This is a genomic window from Nocardioides aestuarii, assembly GCF_039527245.1.
GTDB lineage: Bacteria > Actinomycetota > Actinomycetes > Propionibacteriales > Nocardioidaceae > Nocardioides > Nocardioides aestuarii.
The window spans coordinates 3382572-3399307 of sequence record NZ_BAAAJT010000002.1; the positions used below are offsets into that span (position 1 = coordinate 3382572).

Annotated in this window: 16 protein-coding genes; 11 read left to right on the forward strand and 5 right to left on the reverse strand. The window is 72.7% G+C overall.

What is annotated here, in order from left to right; all coding sequences use genetic code 11:
- Positions 1 to 10: 10 nt before the first annotated feature.
- From ABD091_RS16980 to ABD091_RS17005, 6 genes are all read left to right on the forward strand, one after another.
- Entirely contained in the window at positions 11 to 661 is a 651-nt protein-coding gene (locus ABD091_RS16980) for an MOSC domain-containing protein (RefSeq protein ID WP_343920625.1), read from the forward strand.
- 120 nt (positions 662 to 781) lie between these two features.
- On the forward strand, positions 782 to 2599 hold the full coding sequence (locus ABD091_RS16985) for an AMP-dependent synthetase/ligase (RefSeq protein WP_343920627.1): 1818 nt from the start codon (positions 782 to 784) through the stop codon (positions 2597 to 2599).
- A gap of 51 nt (positions 2600 to 2650) precedes the next feature.
- Positions 2651 to 3559 (forward strand): intradiol ring-cleavage dioxygenase, encoded by a 909-nt coding sequence (locus tag ABD091_RS16990; RefSeq protein ID WP_343920629.1) that lies wholly within the window; start codon positions 2651 to 2653, stop codon positions 3557 to 3559.
- Positions 3560 to 3583: 24 nt separating this feature from the next.
- Entirely contained in the window at positions 3584 to 4795 is a 1212-nt protein-coding gene (hemW, locus tag ABD091_RS16995) for a radical SAM family heme chaperone HemW (protein WP_343920631.1), read from the forward strand.
- Positions 4796 to 4956: 161 nt separating this feature from the next.
- The gene (locus ABD091_RS17000; protein ID WP_343920633.1) at positions 4957 to 6657 is read left to right on the forward strand and encodes an MFS transporter; all 1701 of its coding nucleotides are present in this window, start codon (positions 4957 to 4959) and stop codon (positions 6655 to 6657) included.
- The gene (locus ABD091_RS17005) at positions 6657 to 10184 is read left to right on the forward strand and encodes an adenylate/guanylate cyclase domain-containing protein (protein WP_343920635.1); all 3528 of its coding nucleotides are present in this window, start codon (positions 6657 to 6659) and stop codon (positions 10182 to 10184) included. Before ABD091_RS17000 ends, ABD091_RS17005 begins: the two co-directional genes overlap by 1 nt.
- Before the next feature lie 8 nt (positions 10185 to 10192).
- On the opposite strand, the gene ABD091_RS17010 is transcribed toward ABD091_RS17005, so the two are convergent.
- The gene (locus ABD091_RS17010) at positions 10193 to 10849 is read right to left on the reverse strand and encodes a Crp/Fnr family transcriptional regulator (protein WP_343920637.1); all 657 of its coding nucleotides are present in this window, start codon (positions 10847 to 10849) and stop codon (positions 10193 to 10195) included.
- Positions 10850 to 10881: 32 nt separating this feature from the next.
- Between ABD091_RS17010 and ABD091_RS17015 the strand changes: the two genes are divergently transcribed.
- The 3 genes from ABD091_RS17015 to ABD091_RS17025 all read left to right on the forward strand — a co-directional run bounded on the left by ABD091_RS17015 (position 10882) and on the right by ABD091_RS17025 (position 12540).
- Positions 10882 to 11400 (forward strand): GAF domain-containing protein, encoded by a 519-nt coding sequence (locus tag ABD091_RS17015; RefSeq protein ID WP_343920639.1) that lies wholly within the window; start codon positions 10882 to 10884, stop codon positions 11398 to 11400.
- Positions 11397 to 12218 (forward strand): S8 family serine peptidase, encoded by an 822-nt coding sequence (locus ABD091_RS17020; RefSeq protein ID WP_343920641.1) that lies wholly within the window; start codon positions 11397 to 11399, stop codon positions 12216 to 12218. Before ABD091_RS17015 ends, ABD091_RS17020 begins: the two co-directional genes overlap by 4 nt.
- A 121-nt stretch (positions 12219 to 12339) precedes the next feature.
- Entirely contained in the window at positions 12340 to 12540 is a 201-nt protein-coding gene (locus ABD091_RS17025) for a hypothetical protein (protein ID WP_343920643.1), read from the forward strand.
- A gap of 53 nt (positions 12541 to 12593) precedes the next feature.
- Here the strand turns inward: ABD091_RS17025 and ABD091_RS17030 are convergent, their stop codons facing one another.
- From ABD091_RS17030 to ABD091_RS17040, 3 genes are read right to left on the reverse strand one after another with little or no spacing between them, the layout of a single operon-like run.
- Positions 12594 to 12995, reverse strand: a complete 402-nt coding sequence (locus tag ABD091_RS17030; protein ID WP_343920645.1) for a DUF4870 domain-containing protein — start codon at positions 12993 to 12995, stop codon at positions 12594 to 12596.
- 35 nt (positions 12996 to 13030) lie between these two features.
- A complete protein-coding gene (locus ABD091_RS17035; RefSeq protein ID WP_343920647.1) occupies positions 13031 to 13882 on the reverse strand; it encodes a DUF3097 domain-containing protein in 852 nt (283 codons plus the stop codon).
- A 55-nt stretch (positions 13883 to 13937) separates the two neighbouring features.
- Positions 13938 to 14150 (reverse strand): hypothetical protein, encoded by a 213-nt coding sequence (locus ABD091_RS17040; RefSeq protein WP_343920649.1) that lies wholly within the window; start codon positions 14148 to 14150, stop codon positions 13938 to 13940.
- Positions 14151 to 14325: 175 nt separating this feature from the next.
- Between ABD091_RS17040 and ABD091_RS17045 the strand changes: the two genes are divergently transcribed.
- Positions 14326 to 14775, forward strand: a complete 450-nt coding sequence (locus ABD091_RS17045) for a MarR family winged helix-turn-helix transcriptional regulator (protein WP_343920651.1) — start codon at positions 14326 to 14328, stop codon at positions 14773 to 14775.
- Here ABD091_RS17045 and ABD091_RS17050 read toward each other — a convergent pair.
- Positions 14761 to 15621 carry an MBL fold metallo-hydrolase gene (locus ABD091_RS17050; RefSeq protein WP_343920653.1) on the reverse strand — a complete coding sequence of 287 codons (861 nt, stop codon included), beginning with the start codon at positions 15619 to 15621 and terminating at the stop codon, positions 14761 to 14763. The two genes, ABD091_RS17045 and ABD091_RS17050, sit on opposite strands and share 15 nt — an antisense overlap.
- A gap of 85 nt (positions 15622 to 15706) precedes the next feature.
- Here ABD091_RS17050 and hrcA point away from each other — a divergent pair, with 85 nt between their 5' ends.
- Positions 15707 to 16714 (forward strand): heat-inducible transcriptional repressor HrcA, encoded by a 1008-nt coding sequence (gene hrcA, locus ABD091_RS17055; protein ID WP_343920655.1) that lies wholly within the window; start codon positions 15707 to 15709, stop codon positions 16712 to 16714.
- Positions 16715 to 16736 lie beyond the last annotated feature (22 nt).

A 16736-nucleotide genomic window follows, 5' to 3' on the forward strand; every position in this document is an offset into this window, starting at 1 on the left:
GGATGGGGGCGTGACGTTCCTGATCCGCTCCGTCAACGTCGGCACGCCCCGCCCCAGCGACTTCGCCGAGCTCGGCCGGACGTCGATCGACAAGCAGCCCGTCCCGGGGCGGGTGCGGGCGACCCGGCTCGGCCTCGAGGGTGACCAGGTCTCGGACACCCAGCACCACGGCGGTGTCGACCAGGCCGTCTACGCGTTCGCCCGCGAGGACCTCGACCGCTGGACCGAGGCACTCGGCCAGCCGGTGCGCGACGGGGGGTTCGGAGAGAACCTGACCACCTCCGGCTACGACGTCAACGCGGCCGAGGTGGGGGAGCGGTGGCGGATCGGCACGGCCGTGCTCGAGGTCGCGAGCATCCGCACGCCCTGCAACGACTTCAAGGGATGGATGGGTCACGAGGGCTTCGACAACACGGCGTGGGTCAAGCGCTTCACCGCCGACTGCCGGCCCGGGCCCTACCTGCGCGTGGTGGAGGAGGGCGACCTCGGGGCCGGCGACGAGGTCGAGGTGGTGCACCGTCCGGGGCACGGGATCACGGTCGCCCACATGTTCCGTGCCCTCAGCACCGACCGCACCCTGCTGCCCGACCTGCTCGTGGTGGACGACCTCGTGGAGGAGGCCCGACGCAAGGCCGAGGCCTACGTCGCCGCGCGGCGCTGAGGACCGACCGTTTCCGGGGTGTTGCTACCGCTGCGTAACGTCGTGATCTAGGTTACTCGCCAACCCTTTGTCCACGGGCGGTCCCTCGGCCCGCCGGAGTAGCCCAGGAGCCCAGGAGCCATGCCCCTCACCCACGACACGAGCTTCGTCGACTCCCTCCCGGCCAATGTGGCCGTCCAGTTCCTCGAGCGGGTGTCGACCTCACCCGACCGCGAGGCGTTCCGCTACCCCGTCGGGGAGTCGTGGGAGTCGCTCACCTGGCGCCAGACCGGGGAGGAGGTGTCGCGCCTCGCCGCTGGTCTGCTCTCCCTCGGGATCGAGCCCGAGCAGCGCGTCGGCATCGCCTCCGGCACGCGCTACGAGTGGATCCTGGCCGATCTCGCGGTGATGTGCGCCGCCGGCGCCACGACGACCGTCTACCCGAGCACCAACGAGGAGGACACGGCCTACATCCTGTCCGACTCCGAGTGCCGCGTCGTCTTCGCCGAGGACGACGCCCAGATCGCCAAGCTCAGGGCCCGCAAGTCCGAGCTGCCCCACGTCACGAAGGTCGTCACGTTCGAGGGCACCACGGACGGCGACTGGGTCATCGACCTGGCGGCGCTGGGTGAGCTCGGCGACGCCTACCTCGCCGAGCACCCGGGCGTCATCGAGGAGACCGCGGAGCGCATCCCGAGCGACCAGCTGGCCACGCTCATCTACACCTCGGGCACCACCGGTCGTCCCAAGGGCGTGCGGCTGCGCCACTCCTCGTGGGTGTTCGAGGGCGGCGCCATCAAGGCCTTGGACATCCTCGGCGAGGACGACCTGCAGTTCCTGTGGCTGCCCATGGCCCACTCGTTCGGCAAGGTGCTGCTCTCCACCCAGCTCGCGTGCGGCTTCGCCACCGCCGTCGACGGCCGGGTCGAGAAGATCGTCGACAACTGCGCCGAGGTGAAGCCGACCTTCATGGGTGCGGCGCCGCGCATCTTCGAGAAGGCCTACGGCCGGATCCAGACCATGCAGGCCGCCGAGGGTGGCGCGAAGGAGAAGATCTTCCACCAGGCCTTCAAGGTCGGCCTCCAGGTGGAGAAGCTCAAGCAGGAGGGCAAGGCGGTGCCGCTGCCGCTCAGGCTCCAGCACGGCCTCTTCGACAAGCTGGTCTTCAGCAAGGTCCGCGAGCGCTTCGGCGGGCGGGTGCGGTTCTTCATCTCGGGCTCCGCCGCGCTCAACCGCGAGATCGCCGAGTGGTTCAACGCCGCGGGCATCGTGATCCTCGAGGGCTACGGCATGACCGAGAACTCCGCCGGTGCCACGGTCAACCGGCCCGCGGACAACCGGATCGGCACGGTCGGTCCCGCCGTCCCCGGCGCCGAGGTCAAGCTCGGCGAGGGCGACGAGGTGCTGCTCCGCGGCCCGCACGTGATGGACGGCTACCACAACCTCCCCGAGGAGACCGCCAAGGCGCTCGACGCCGACGGCTGGCTCCACACCGGTGACAAGGGCTCCCTCGACGCCGACGGGTTCCTCACGATCACCGGTCGCATCAAGGAGCTCTTCAAGACCTCCGGCGGCAAGTACATCGCCCCGCCGGCCATCGAGTCGAAGTTCAAGGCGATCTGCCCCTACGCCAGCCAGTTCATGGTCTTCGGGGCGGAGCGCAACTTCTGCGTCGCCCTGGTCACCCTCGACCCCGACGCGATCGCCGGCTGGGCACAGGAGAACGGCGTCAGCGGTGACTACACCGAGATCGTCCGCTCCGAGCAGTGCCGGGCGATGGTCGAGGGTTACGTCGAGGAGCTCAACGGCAAGCTCAACCGGTGGGAGACCATCAAGAAGTGGGAGCTGCTCGACCACGACCTGACCATCGAGTCCGGCGAGCTCACGCCCTCGATGAAGGTCAAGCGGACCGTCGTGGAGGACAACTACAAGGACACCATCGACGCGTTCTACGGCTGACCACCGGCTCCCCACAGGGGACCCACAGCCACGCCGGGTGAGGTGGTGGTCATGACCGACCACCACCGCACCCATGATCCCGACGAGATCCACGAGCACGACCTCGGCCTCCAGCACGACGTCCGGACCCTCCAGCGCAAGGGGCTGGGGCGCCGCGGCCTGCTGGGGGTCCTGGGCGGACTCGGCGCGGCTGGGGCCCTCGCCGCGTGCTCGAGCGACAGCGGCAGCAGCGCTGCCGCGTCGTCTCAGGGCAGGCCTGCGGGCGCGCCGCCCGACGGTGGGGGTGGCCCCGGTGGAGGCGCCATGGGCGGCGACTCCTCGGTCGAGGTCGCGGACGGCGAGATCCCCGAGGAGACGGCCGGTCCCTATCCCGGCGACGGCTCCAACGGCCCCAACGTGCTCAGCGAGGAGGGCATCGTGCGCCAGGACATCACCTCGAGCTTCGGCTCCGCGTCGGGCGTCGCCGAGGGGGTGCCGCTGACCCTGCGCTTCAAGGTCTACGACCTGTCGGGCGACGACGTGACGGTGCTTCCCGGGGCGGCGCTCTACGCGTGGCACTGCGACCGCGCCGGCAACTACTCGATGTACGACGGAGACGCGGTCGACGAGAACTACCTGCGCGGCGTGCAGGAAGCCGATGACGACGGATGGCTGTCCTTCACCACGATCTTCCCGGCGTGCTACGCCGGCCGCTGGCCGCACGTCCACTTCGAGGTCTACGAGTCCGTGGACACGGCCACGAGCGCGTCCAGCAAGCTGCGCACCTCGCAGCTCGCGCTGCCGCAGGAGATCTGTGAGCAGGTCTATGCGACCGACGGCTACGAGGAGTCGGTGTCCAACCTGGCGGCCGTCAGCCTCGACTCCGACGGCATCTTCGCCGACGGCTGCTCGCTCCAGATGGCGACCGTGACCGGCTCGGTCGACGACGGCTACGTGGCGACGCTCAAGGTGCCGATCTGAGGCTCGCCGTGACAGCATGTCGCGGTGCCCAGCGCCCTGCCACCCGGCGACCCCGCCCCCGCCGACGGCCGGCTCCCCGAGGAGTCGCTGGCGGGGCTGGGCGAACGGCCGTTCGGCCTCTACGTCCACGTGCCGTTCTGCTCGGTGCGCTGCGGCTACTGCGACTTCAACACCTACACCGCCGAGGAGCTCGGCCCGGGCGCCTCCCGGTCGTCCTACGCCGAGTCGGCGATCAGCGAGGTGCGACTGGCCCGCCGGGTGCTCGGTGACGTCGACCTGCCGGTGTCCACGGTCTTCCTCGGTGGCGGGACGCCCACCCTGCTGCCGCCCGCGGACCTCGGGGCCGTGCTCGCCGCCATCGCGTCCGAGTTCGGCTTCGCCCCCGACGTCGAGATCACGACCGAGTCGAACCCCGACTCGGTGGCGGCGTGGGACCTCGACCAGCTGCGCGACGTCGGCTTCACGCGCGTCTCGTTCGGCATGCAGTCCGCGGTGCCCCGCGTTTTGGCGACCCTCGACCGCACCCACGACCCGCTGCGGGTCCCTGCCGTGGTGGAGTGGGCCCGGTCCGCAGGCTTCGAGCAGGTCAGCCTCGACCTGATCTACGGCACCCCGGGCGAGACGCTGGGCGACTGGGAGACCTCGCTCGAGGCCGCGCTGGCCTGCGGACCGGACCACGTGTCGGCCTATGCGCTGATCGTGGAGCAGGGCACCGCGCTGGCACGCGCCGTACGCCGGGGCGAGGTGCCGGCGCCGGACGACGACGACCTGGCCGAGAAGTACGTGGTGGCCGACGAGCGGCTCGGCGCCGTCGGGCTCGGGTGGTACGAGGTGTCCAACTGGGCGCGCGACGAGCAGTCGCGCTGTCGCCACAACCTGCTCTACTGGAACGGCGGCGACTGGTGGGGCATCGGCCCCGGGGCCCACTCCCACGTGGGTGGCACCCGCTGGTGGAACGTCAAGCACCCCGCGGCCTACGCCGACCGGCTGTCGGCCGGGGCCAGCCCGACCCACGCCCGCGAGGTGCTGGGAGCCGAGGACCGGCGGGTGGAGCGGGTGCTGCTCGAGCTGCGGCTGCGAGACGGCCTCGACCGCGACGTGCTGGACCCCGCCGGGCGAGCAGCCGTGACCGGCCTCGTGAAGCGTGGCCTGCTCGAGGCCGACGCGCCACGACTGGTGCTCACGCGAGACGGCCGGCTGCTGGCCGACGCCGTCGTGCGCGACCTGCTCCCCTGAGGCACCTCGCGGGGCCCGGACCGGTCCAGACCGCCGTCTCACCACGGTGACGACTTCTGGTCACGCCCTCCACCACGGGGTGCGACGGGGTCTACATTCACGGGGACGCCGACCGGGTACGGCGAGGGCGAGGGGAGGCAGCCTTGGCCGAGGAAACCGGCATGGCGTCGGACGAAGGGCAGTCAGCAGCGGGGCGGCCCGGCCGCCAGAGCGCCTGGCGCGCCGTGCTCGGCAATCCCGACCTCCGCCGGGTCCAGCTGGCCTTCCTCGGCTCGGCCGTCGGCGACTGGGCCTACGCCACGGCCATCATCGTCTGGGCCTACGACGCCGGTGGGGCGAGCGCGGTGGGCGTCTGGATGGGCGTCCGACTGGTGCTCGGCGCCCTGACCACGCCGCTGGGTGCGCTCCTCGCCGACCGCTGGCCGCGCAAGCGGCTGATGATGCTGACCGACGGGGTGCGCGCCCTGCTGGTCACGGTCGCCGCGGTGTTCGTGGCGCTCGACGTGCTGCCCCTCGTGGTGTTCGTGTGCGCCACCCTCGCCTCGTTGCTGGCGTCACCGTTCCTCATCGCGCAACGGTCACTGCTGCCGAGCCTCGCGAGGACGCCGGCCGAGCTGTCGGCGGCCAACGGTGTCCACAGCACGATCGACAGCCTCGCGGCCTTCGTGGGTCCGGCGCTGGCCGCGGCCCTGCTGGTGGCGACCGACGTCCCGGTCGTGCTGATGGCCAACGTCCTGACCTTCCTGTGGTCCTTGGCGCTCGTGAGCCGGATCTCCACGGACGGTGCCCCCGGCCGGGGCGGGGCCGGCACCGACGAGGCAAGGAGCGGGGCGGAGAGCGGTGCGGACGATCCGGCCACCGAGGGGTTCGTGAAGGAGACCCTCGCCGGCTTCGTGCTCATCGGCCGGGACCGGGTGCTCCTGCTGACCACCTTGCAGGTCAGTCTTCAGACGGTGGTGGCCGGCGCGCTGCCGGTGCTGCTCGTGGTCATGGCGGACGACATCCTCGGCTCGCCGGACACCGGCTTCGGTCTCCTCAACGCCGTGATCGGGGTCGGCTCGGTCGTCGGCGGCGTGCTGGCCATTGCTCGCGCCTCCCGGCCGACACTGGGCCGCGACCTCACCGTCGGCGTGGTGATGTGGTCGCTGCCCCTGCTCCTGGTGAGTCTGTGGCCGACCGGGCTCTCGTGCCTGATCGCCGCCGCGCTGATCGGGATCGCCAACCCGCTCGTCGACGTCAACCTGGACACGATCCTGCAGCGGATCGCTCCCGACGAGCTGCTGGGACGCGTCTTCGGCGCCGTCGAGTCGTGCTTCATCGCCACGATGGCGGTGGGGGCGTTGCTGGTCCCCCTGCTGCTCCAGGTGACGTCGCTCCGGACCACGCTCGTCGTGATCGCGATCCCGGTCGGGCTGCTGGCGCTCGTCGGACTGCCGGCGATGATCCGCTTCGACGCCCGCATGGTGGAGCCCCCGGGGCTCGCCCTCGTCCGGGGCCTGGACCTCTTCGCCCCGCTGGATCCGGCCACCACGGAGCAGCTGGCCCGGTCGCTCGAGGAGCGGCGCTACGACCGGGGCGACGTCCTCGTCAGGGAGGGAGAGCCGTCCGACCTGTTCTACGTCGTCGCCTCCGGGCGCGTGGAGGTCACCCAGGCCGGCAGGGTGCTGCGCGAGGAGTCGGTGGGCGAGTACTTCGGCGAGATCGGCCTGCTGCGCGACGTCCCGCGCACGGCGACGGTCACGGCGCTGGAGCCCACCGTGGTGGTCACCCTCGCCCGTGCCGCCTTCCTCGAGGCGGTGAGCGGGCACCGGGAGTCCGGTCTGGTCGCCGAGGCCGTGGTGCGCCGGCGGTTGGGGGCCTGATGGCGAGCACCTGCGCGACCTGCGCCACCGAGCTACCTGCGGGCGCCCGGTTCTGCCTCGCCTGCGGTGCCGCGCAGCCGGCCCCGGGGTGCGTCAGCTGCGGGGTCGAGCTGCCGTCCGGGTCGCGGTTCTGCCTGTCCTGCGGGGCGCCCCAGCCGACAGCGGCCGCGGGCGGGGAGCCGCGGGCCGCGGCGGCCGGGGGACCCTCGGTGGCGCGCCGCGTCACGAGCGTGCTCTTCGGCGACCTGGTCGGCTTCACGGCGTTGTCCGAGACCCGGGACCAGGAGGATGTCCGCGAGCTGCTGACGGCCTACTTCGACGAGTGCCGGAGGATCATCTCCCGCTACGGCGGCACCGTGGAGAAGTTCATCGGCGACGCGGTGATGGCGGTCTGGGGGGTCCCGACCGCCCACGAGGACGACGCCGAGCGCGCGGTGCGCGCCGGGCTGGAGCTGATCAGCGCCATCGAGGCCATGGGCGCGCAGGTGGGTGTCCCCGACCTGGCGATGCGGGTCGGCATCGTCACCGGCGAGGTGGCTGTCTCCGTGGGGGCCGAGGCCCAGGGCATGGTCGCCGGCGACGCCGTCAACACCGCCTCCCGGGTGCAGGCGGCGGCCTCGCCGGGACAGATCTGGGTGGACGAGACCACGCGGTTGCTGACCTCGTCGGCCATCTCGTACGCCGACGCGGGGAGCCACGTGCTGAAGGGCAAGGCGGACCCGGTGCCGCTGTGGGCGGTCCGGGCGGTCGTGGCGGGTGTCGGCGGGGCCCAGCGTGCCGACGGGCTCGAGGCACCGCTGGTCGGCCGTGACCGCGAGCTCCGTCTCGTCAAGGAGCTGTTCCACGGGATCGAGGACAGCCGGCGCCCGGCACTGCTCGTGGTGGACGGGGAGGCCGGCGTGGGCAAGACCCGGCTCGGCTGGGAGTTCGAGAAGTACGTCGACGGCCTGAACTACGTGGCCCGCTGGCACAGCGGCCGGTGCCTCGCCTACGGCGAGGGCGTGGCCTACTACGCGCTGGCGGAGGCCATCCGCGCCCGGTTGCTGCTCCTCGCCGCCGACGCCGGGGTCGACGAGGAGGACGAGAACGCCCTGCTCGAGCTCGGGCTCACCCGCTACGTCCCCGACGGCGAGGAGCGCGAGTGGCTGCGGCCCCGCCTCGGCGCGCTGCTCGGGATCGGGACCGTGGGAAGCCCCTCCCGTGAGGACCTGTTCTCGGCGTGGACGACGTTCCTCCACCGCACCGGTGAGGACGAGCACCCGGTGGTCCTCGTCATCGACGACGCCCACCACGCCGACGACAGCCTGCTCCAGTTCCTCGACTACCTGCTCTCGGTCGGAGACTTCGGCTGCCTGGTGCTGCTCCTCACCCGCCCCGGCCTCCTCGAGACGAATCCCGGGCTCGCCACGAACCGCCGGGCCACCGTGCTGCACCTGGAGGCGCTGTCCGACACCGACGTGGGACGCCTGCTCGACGGGCTGCTCGCCGGGTTGCCGGAGGCCGCCCGGACCTCGCTCGTCGACAGGTCGGACGGGGTGCCGCTCTTCGCCGTGGAGACGGTGCGCTCGCTCATCGACCGCGACCTCGTCGTGCCGCGCGGGGGCCAGTACGTGCTGGCCGACCCGGACACCCTCGACCTCGACTCGATCGGTGCACCCGCGTCTCTGCAGGCGCTGATCGCCGCGCGCCTGGACACCCTCGACACCGAGCAGCGCCAGGTCCTCGACCGTGCCAGCGTGATCGGTGACGCGTTCGACCGGGCGCTGATCGCGCGGCTGTGCCCCGAGGTCCCCGACGTGCAGCAGGCGCTCGACGCGCTCGTCCGGTTGCAGCTGGTCAGCCGGGAGTCCAACCGCTTCACCACGGAGCACGGGCAGTTCCGGTTCGTCCAGGGAGCGGTCCGGCAGGTGGCCTACGGGACGCTCTCCCGTCAGGACCGCAAGCAGGGTCACCTCGCGGTCGTCGAGGCACTGATGGCCGATGCCTCCGCCGCGGGTGAGCGGGCGCCGATCGTGGCGAAGCACCTGCTGGAGGCGCTCGACGCCGCGCCGGACGCCGGCGACGCGGCCACCCTGGCCGACCGGGCCGTCGTCGCGCTGCGCGACGCGGCCGCCCGGGCGCAGGCGCTCGGAGCGCCCCGGGAGGCCGCCGCCCACCTGACCGAGGCGCTCGACCGGTGCGTGGAGCCGGCTGACCGGGCCGGCGTGGAGACCGACCTCGCCCGGGCGCTCGACCTGGCGGGGCGCCACGACGGGGCGGTGGAGCACGCCGAGCGCGCGCTGGCCCTCTACGAGTCCCTGGGGGACGAGAAGGGCGCCGGGCTCGCCGTGGCGATCCTGGGACGCTCGATGACGAGCGTCGGTCGCTACGAGGACGCCCGGGACCTCGCCGACACCCGCTACGCGCTGGTCCGTGCCCGGGGCGACCTCCCGGAGGTCGAGCTGGAGCTGATGCGCGTACGGGCCAGCAGCAGGATGCGGAACGGGGAGGAGTTCCTCGAGGAGGCGGCCGAGCTGGCCCGGCTCGCCGAGTACGTGGGGGACCGCGGCCAGATCGCCTTCAGCTTCGGCCTGATCGCCCTCCACTTCCAGGCGAGCGGCGCGCGGGCCCTGGGCAGGTTGCTCCTCGAGGGCCAGGCCGAGGTGGCGCGCGAGCTGCACGACTCCGCGGTGCTGGCGGCGGTGCTGTCCAACCTCTGCGCCGACTGCAACTGTGACGACCTCGCCGAGGCCGACGACTTCGGCACCGAGGGGCTCGCGGTCGCGCGCACCCTCGGGGACCACGCCTGGCTGAGCGTCACCTCCATCAACCTGATGACGTGTCTCCTCGGCCGGGGCGACTGGGACCGGGCGCAGGAGCTCGCCGACGAGGGCGGGCTGGTCGACGACCTCTACGCCCCCTACCTGGAGCTCGTGCGCTCCGTGCTGCTCCGAGCCCGCGGCGGCGTCTGGTCGCCGGGTCAGGAGTACCTGCGGGAGGCCAGCGGCGAGGACGAGGGCAGCCGCTCGCTCCGCGAGCTGGTCACCGCCATCGAGCAGGCAGACCGCGGCCCGGACGCCGTCGACACGGCGTTGCGCGCCGCCGACAGGATGCACGCCTTGGTCGGCTTCGTCGACGACTTCCCCTGCGTCTACGCCGTCGCCGTGGACCTGCTCGCCGACCTGGGCGCCCATGAGGGGCTGGCCCGGCTCTTGCACCTGGTCGACGCGAACGAGGCACGTGTCCGGCTGCCCGCGGGGACGCTGAGCAGCTACCACCGCGCACGCGCACTGCACGCTCAGCACGGGGGCGCCGACCCGGAACGGGTGGAGGGCGACTTCCGGGAGGCCCTGCGCCAGGCCCGCTCGTGGAAGTCGGAGACCTGGGCCGCGCGGATCCACGCCGACCTCGGCACCTGGCTGGTGCGGCAGGGTCGCGCGGAGGAGGCCGGCGAGCCCCTCCGTGCCGCACGCGCCGGGTACGAGCGCCTCGCCGCTGCCCGCTGGCTGGAGCAGCTGGACGCGGCCCTGTCAGGGGTGCCGACGTGACCGCCCGGTCAGCCGGCGCGCTCGGCCAGCCGGTCCCGGTCGAGCACCACCACCCGGCCACGACCGAGGCTCACCACGCCCTCGGCCGCCAGGCGCTGGAGCACCTGGTTGACGCTCGGCCGGCTTCCGCCGACCAGCTCGGCCAGCACCTCCTGCCTCAGGGGGACCGTCACCGGGCCCGGGCCCACGGCGTACATCGCGGCGAGCTCGTGGAGGCGCCGGTGGACCCGTTGGTCCAGCGCGTCGTAGGTGGCCTCGACCAGGCGCGACGACAGCTCCTCGACCCGGCGTGCGAGCAGCACCAGGAGCATGTGGTCGGCGGCGCGGTGCCGCCTGCGGAGGTCCGCGAACGCGGTCGCGCCCAGCACCCTGGTCACGGAGGGCTCGAGCGCGAGCACGGTCGCCGAGCGCCTCGGTGCGCGGCCGTCCAGGAGGGAGAGCTCGCCGAAGTAGCTCCCGGGGCCGAGGACGTTGATCGTGGCCGTGTCGCCGTCCGCCGTCGTGACCTGCACGGCGAGCCGACCCGACTCGACCAGGTGGAGGCTGTCGGCGGGGTCGCTCTCGTGGACGAGGACCTCGCCGGTCGTGAAGCTGCGCCGGCGCGTGGTCGCCAGCACCTGCTGCCGCTCGGCCTCGTCCAGCGCTGCGAGCAGCGACCACTCCATGGCGCCAGTGAAGCATCCCTCGGGGCGGGCGCGTGAGCGACCGGGCCGCGCTGCGGACGGCGGTGGCCGCCGTCCGCGCGCTCTACGACGCGGCCGCCTGCTCGCTCGCGCTGGTCGACGAGGACGGATCCACCCTCGTCTACGTCGTCGCCGACGGCGTCGGAGCCGACGAGATCGTGGGCGTCTCACTGCCGGTCAGCCGCGGCATCGCGGGCTGGACCGCGATGTCCGGGCAGCCCATGGTGGTCAGCGAGGTCGCCGCGGACGCCCGGTTCGCCCGGGACGTCGCGGAGTCCACCCACTACGTCCCGACGACCATCCTCACCGCGCCCCTCTTCGACGCCGACGGGGAGGCGTCCGGGGTGGTGTCGGTGCTCGATCCCGGCGTCGTCGCCGACCGGGAGTGGACCCTGGCCGTGCTCGGCACGCTGGCTGCGGTGATGGGCCTCCTGGTGGCCACTGGTGACGGGACACCAGGGACCGAGGACCAGGCCCGGTTGGCCGCCCTGGGGCGTCGCGTCCTGGACGCGGTCGAGGACCTGGGCCCGTGAACGTGCTCCCGGCGTGGTCGGCGGCCTTCCACGGAGGACAGCTGGCGACGGTGCTGTCCCTGCCGCTGCCGGACGTGCGCGACTGGGCCTTCGCCGGGTCCACCGGTGCCGGGGTCAAGGTCGCCGTGGTCGACAGCGGGGTGGACGGCGGTCACGCTCGCGTGGGCGGGATCTCCGGCGGGGTGGCGCTGGAGGTCGACACCTCGGCCCCGGGCGGGTTCCGGGTGGTGCCCGGGCCCCATGAGGACCTGGTGGGTCACGGCACGGCGTGCGCCGCGATCATCCGGTCCCTGGCCCCGGAGGCCGAGATCTACAGCGTGAGGGTCCTGGGGGCCAACCTGAAGGGCCACGGGGCACTCCTCCACGCGGGCATCGCGTGGGCGGTCGACCAGGGGATGTCGGTGGTGAACCTCTCCCTGTCGAGCAAGAGCGAGAAGCTCTTCGCCCCCCTCCACGAGGTCGCCGACGAGGCCTACTTCGGCGGCACGCTGCTGGTCTCGGCCGCCAACAACCAGCCCGGGCCCACCTACCCGTCCCAGTACTCGTCGGTCGTCTCCGTCGCGGCGCGGCGGGGCTCGGGCCCGATGAGCCTCGCCTACAACCCCCGTCCGCCGGTCGAGTTCGGCGCCCACGGCATCGACGTCGACGTCGCCTGGTCCGGTGGCGGCTCGATCGTGGCGACGGGCAACAGCTTCGCCGCCCCGCACGTCACCGGCATGGCGGCGCTGGTGCTGGGCAAGCACCCGACGCTGACGCCCTTCCAGCTCAAGTCGGTGCTGCAGGCGGTGTCGGACAACGCGGACCCGTCACCGACATGACCGTGCGTTGTGTCAGCGACCCGACAGAACTCTCGCAGGAGCAGGAGCACGATGCAGTCATCCGGACCCGCTCGGGTCCGACCCACCAAGGCCTCGCCGGCCACACCACCAGGAGCGCATCATGAGGCAGAACATGGAGATCTTCCCCGGGGACGAGCCCCAGCAGGACGTGGAGGGCCACATCAGGACGAGCACGGTCCTGGAGGGCGACGAGGGGGACGTGGAGGGTCACATCAGGACGAGCATGGTCCTGGAGGGCGACGAGGAGGACGTGGAGGGCCACATGCAACCGCCCCGCGACCTCGACATCGAGCGCTTCTGAAGCGCACGGCCACGAAGCCCGGACCTCGCTGGGGTCCGGGCTTCTCGCGCGCCTCAGCTGATGAAGCGGATCGTCAGGGGGTAGCGGTAGTCCTCGCCGCGGCTGGCGGCCATCGTCGCCAGGATGATCACGATCAGGATCGCGATGCCGGCGGCGATCGCGACCGGCACGATCACCAGCAGCCCGATGCCGAGGGTCACGATCGCGAGCACGAAGGCCACGATCGTGCCGACGACACCGTAGATGAGGATCGAGATCTGGAAGTTGAGCGACTCCACCGCGTGGCGGCGCACGTAGGGCGAGTCGGCCTTCACCAGCATCACGACGAGGGGTGCGAGGAATCCGAAGGCGAACCACGCCGCCACCAGGGCGCCGATGTGGGCCGCCATGGCCCAGGTGTTGTCGTCGGCCGACTGCGGAGCCGGCTGCTGCGGGGCACCGTACGGGTCGCTCATGGGTCCAATCTAGTCGTCACGGGCCTCGAGGGAGGTCACTCGGCGGTGACGAAGTCGATCAGCTCCTCCACCCGTCCCAGGAGGGCGGGGTCGAGGTCCTGGAACCCGCGGACCCCGCCCAGCACGTGCTTCCACGCCCGCGCGATGTCGGCCTGGTCGCGGTGGGGCCAGCCCAGGCGCTGGCAGGTGCCCTTCTTCCAGTCCTCACCCCGCGGCACGGCCGGCCAGGCGCCGATGCCGAGCCGGTCGGGGCTGACGGCCTGCCAGATGTCGATGAAGGGGTGGCCGGTGATGAGGACGTGGGGGCCGACGTCCGAGCGGCGGATCGCGTCGGCGATGCGCTGCTCCTTCGACCCCCGGACGAGGTGGTCGACGAGCACGCCCACCCGGCGGCCGGGGCCCGGGCGGAAGTCCTTGAGGTGGGCGGCGAGGTCGTCGACACCCCCGAGGTACTCCACGACCACCCCCTCGATGCGCAGGTCGTCGCCCCAGACCTTCTCGACCAGCTCGGCGTCGTGGCGACCCTCGACGTAGATCCGGCTCTGGCGGGCGACGCGCGCCTTCGTGCCGTGGACGGCGACCGAGCCTGAAGCGGTGCGGGTGGCCCGGGCCGGCGCCGTCCGCGTGACCGGTGCGGTGAGGATGACCGGTCGGCCCTCGAGCAGGAAGCCCGCACCCAGCGGGAACGTACGCCGCCGTGCGCGCCGGTCCTCGAGGGTGACCGTGTGGAGGTCGCGGTCGACCGCGACGATCTCGCCGCAGAAGTCGGTCTCGACCTCCTCGACCACCTCGCCCTGGACAGCGGGCGCCTCCACGGCGCGGCCGTTGCGGGGGGCGCGCCAGTCGCTGGCGAGGACGTCGGAGCCGTAGCGGTCGCGGGAGGTCACCGGGTCAACGCTAGGCGTGGTCGCGCCCGCCACCGCGCCCGGCGCGCCGGGGGGCTCAGGACTCCCCGGCGTCCTCGGCGTCCTCGTGGTCCTGCTCGGCGCCCTTGCCGCCCAGCACGTCGAGGTCGTCGGGGAGCTCCTCCTCGTCGGGAGCCTCGGCGAGCGGGTTGTCCTCGCCGGGCTGGAGATCCTCGGGCAGCTGCTCGTCGTCGATGCCGTCGGCGCCGTCGGCGTCGGTCTGGCTGGTCTCGCTCTCGGACTCGCTCATGGTCCGAACCTAGTCCGGCCTCGTCCGTCGGCGCCTCATCCCGGGGGAGGGCCGGGCCGCCCGGAAGGACTGGGGGACGCACGTCACGTCCCGTGGCGTGCGGAAGTCCGAGAGCCGGACGACCCGGGGTCTGTGTCTTGTGCACAAGATATCTGGGGCTTGGTTCAATGGTCGGATGGCCCCCACCGAGACGCCCCGGCTCGAGGCGCAGCTCTGCTTCGATCTCTACGCCGCGTCCCGGGCGATCACGGCCGTCTACCGCCCGGCGCTGAGCGAGCTGGGCCTGACCTATCCCCAGTACCTCGTGCTGATGGTGCTGTGGGAGGACGACGACGTGACCGTCGGCGACCTCGCGACCCGGCTGCGGCTCGACCACGGGACCCTGACCCCGCTGCTGCGCCGGATGGAGGACGCCGAGCTCGTGACGCGTGCGCGGCGTGCCAGCGACGAGCGCGTCGTCGAGGTCGGGCTGGCCCCGCGCGGTGAGCGGCTGCGGGCGGAGGCGCCGCGCCTGTCGTGCCTGGCCCGTGACGCCACCGGCCTCGACGACGAGCAGATCGCGTCGCTCCAGGCGGTGCTCAAGCAGATGAGCGCCCACCTGGCGACGGGCTCAGACCAGCGGTAGCCGCTTCTGGCTGCGGGGGAGGTGCTCGTAGCCGCGCCGTACGGCGTCGGCCAGCAGCGAGGCCTCGAAGGGCCACTCGGCGGCCCCCAGTGCCTCGGTGACGGGGATCCCCCGCGACGCGAGGTCGCGGATGGTCTCGGCGACGACGCCGAGGTCGTCGCGCTGGAGCGTCACGAAGTCGCGGTCGACCGGCGCGCCGTGGCCCGGGACGACGACCGTGCCGGGGGTGACGAGGTCGAGGACGAGGTCAAGGGTGAGCGGCCACTCCATCGGCCACGAGTCGCGGCCCAGGGACGGCGGCCCCGACTCCTCGACGAGGTCGCCCGCCAGGAGCACGCCGGCGTCGGCGACGTTGACGACGAGGTCGCCCGCGGTGTGGCCGCGCCCGGGGTGGAGCAGCTCCACGGCCCGGTCGCCCAGGTCGAGGACCCGGACGGAGGAGAAGAGGTCGTCGGGCCCGACCACCGTCGTCGCGAGCACGTCGTCACGGTGGGGGTCGTCGCCGGCGGCGTAGCGCTCCCGGATCTCCTCCGCTCCCGCGGCCAGCTCGGCGGCGGCCTGCTCGTGGGCGGTGATCGGCACCTCGCCGTACGCCGCGCGGACCTCGGCGTTGCCGAAGGTGTGGTCGAAGTGCCAGTGGGTGTTGACGACGCCCACGACGTCGCCGGCGCCGAGCGCACGCACGTCGGCGACGACCTCTCGTGCGGCGGCGCCGGACCCGTGGGTGTCGACGAGGAGCAGGCCTCGTTCCCCGCCCACCAGCGTCACGTTGACGTCGAACCAGTCGTGGCGCGCGACCCACACGCGATCACCGACCTCACGGAAGGGGCTCACGACTCTGCTCACCTGAGAGAGCCTAGTAGGCTTGGCACTCCGGTCGGCCGAGTGCCAGAGCCGGACCGGCCCGAGACGACGACGAGGAGGTGCCCGCGTGCAGGACGACCGCAGGCTCGCCGTGCTTCGCGCGATCGTCGAGGACTACGTCGCGACCGAGGAGCCGGTCGGCTCGAAGGCTCTCGTCGAGCGGCACGGCCTCGGGGTCTCACCCGCCACGGTGCGCAACGACATGGCGGCGCTGGAGGAGGAGGGCTTCATCACCCAGCCCCACACCAGCGCCGGCCGGGTGCCGACCGACAAGGGCTACCGCATGTTCGTCGACCGGCTGGCGACCCTGAAGCCGATGTCGGTCGCGGAGCGCCGGGCGATCGCCACGATCCTCGACGGTGCGGTCGACCTCGACGACGTCGTGCAGCGGTCCGTGCGGCTGCTCGCCCAGCTCACCCGCCAGGTCGCGGTCGTGCAGTACCCCACCCTCAGCCGCAGCACCGTGCGTCACATCGAGATCGTCGCGCTCACACCCAGCCGGGTGCTGGCCGTGCTGATCCTGTCCACGGGCCGGGTGGAGCAGCGGGTCGTCGAGCTCGCCACCGACCTCGACGACGCCGCCCTCGCCGACCTGCGGCTCCGGTGCAACACCGTCGCGACCGGCGAGATCATCGCCGACGCGGTGACCGGTCTGCGCCGGCTGGCGACCGAGGCGCCGGCGACCGCGCCGGTGGCCGAGGTCCTCGCCGAGGCGATGTCGGACCATCGCTCCGACGAGCGTGTGGCGGTCGGCGGGGCCGCCAACCTGGCCCGCTACGGGGCGAGCTTCGACCTCGACGTACGGCCCCTCCTCGAGGCGATCGAGGAGCACGTCGTGCTGCTCACGCTGCTCGGCGAGGCGACCACGGGCGACACCCTCACCGTGCGCATCGGTCACGAGGGCCCGCTGCAGGAGCTGGCGTCGACCTCCGTCGTCGCGACCGGCTACGGGCCCGGCAACGAGGCGCTGGCGACGCTCGGCGTCGTCGGCCCGACCCGCATGGACTACCCCGGCTCGATGGCGGCCGTGCGCGCCGTGGCGCGCTACGTGTCGCGGATCCTCGACGAGGCCTGAGCCACACCCACACCCGAACGAC

Excerpts from the sequence above, each read along its gene's own strand:
- ABD091_RS16985 (WP_343920627.1), top strand. The coding sequence starts at position 782 with ATGCCCCTCACCCACGACACGAGCTTCGTCGACTCCCTCCCGGCCAAT.
- ABD091_RS16990 (WP_343920629.1), top strand. The coding sequence starts at position 2,651 with ATGACCGACCACCACCGCACCCATGATCCCGACGAGATCCACGAGCAC.
- ABD091_RS17000 (WP_343920633.1), top strand. The coding sequence starts at position 4,957 with ATGGCGTCGGACGAAGGGCAGTCAGCAGCGGGGCGGCCCGGCCGCCAG.
- ABD091_RS17005 (WP_343920635.1), top strand. The coding sequence starts at position 6,657 with ATGGCGAGCACCTGCGCGACCTGCGCCACCGAGCTACCTGCGGGCGCC.
- ABD091_RS17010 (WP_343920637.1), bottom strand. The coding sequence starts at position 10,849 with ATGGAGTGGTCGCTGCTCGCAGCGCTGGACGAGGCCGAGCGGCAGCAG.
- ABD091_RS17025 (WP_343920643.1), top strand. The coding sequence starts at position 12,340 with ATGAGGCAGAACATGGAGATCTTCCCCGGGGACGAGCCCCAGCAGGAC.
- ABD091_RS17030 (WP_343920645.1), bottom strand. The coding sequence starts at position 12,995 with ATGAGCGACCCGTACGGTGCCCCGCAGCAGCCGGCTCCGCAGTCGGCC.
- ABD091_RS17040 (WP_343920649.1), bottom strand. The coding sequence starts at position 14,150 with ATGAGCGAGTCCGAGAGCGAGACCAGCCAGACCGACGCCGACGGCGCC.
- ABD091_RS17045 (WP_343920651.1), top strand. The coding sequence starts at position 14,326 with ATGGCCCCCACCGAGACGCCCCGGCTCGAGGCGCAGCTCTGCTTCGAT.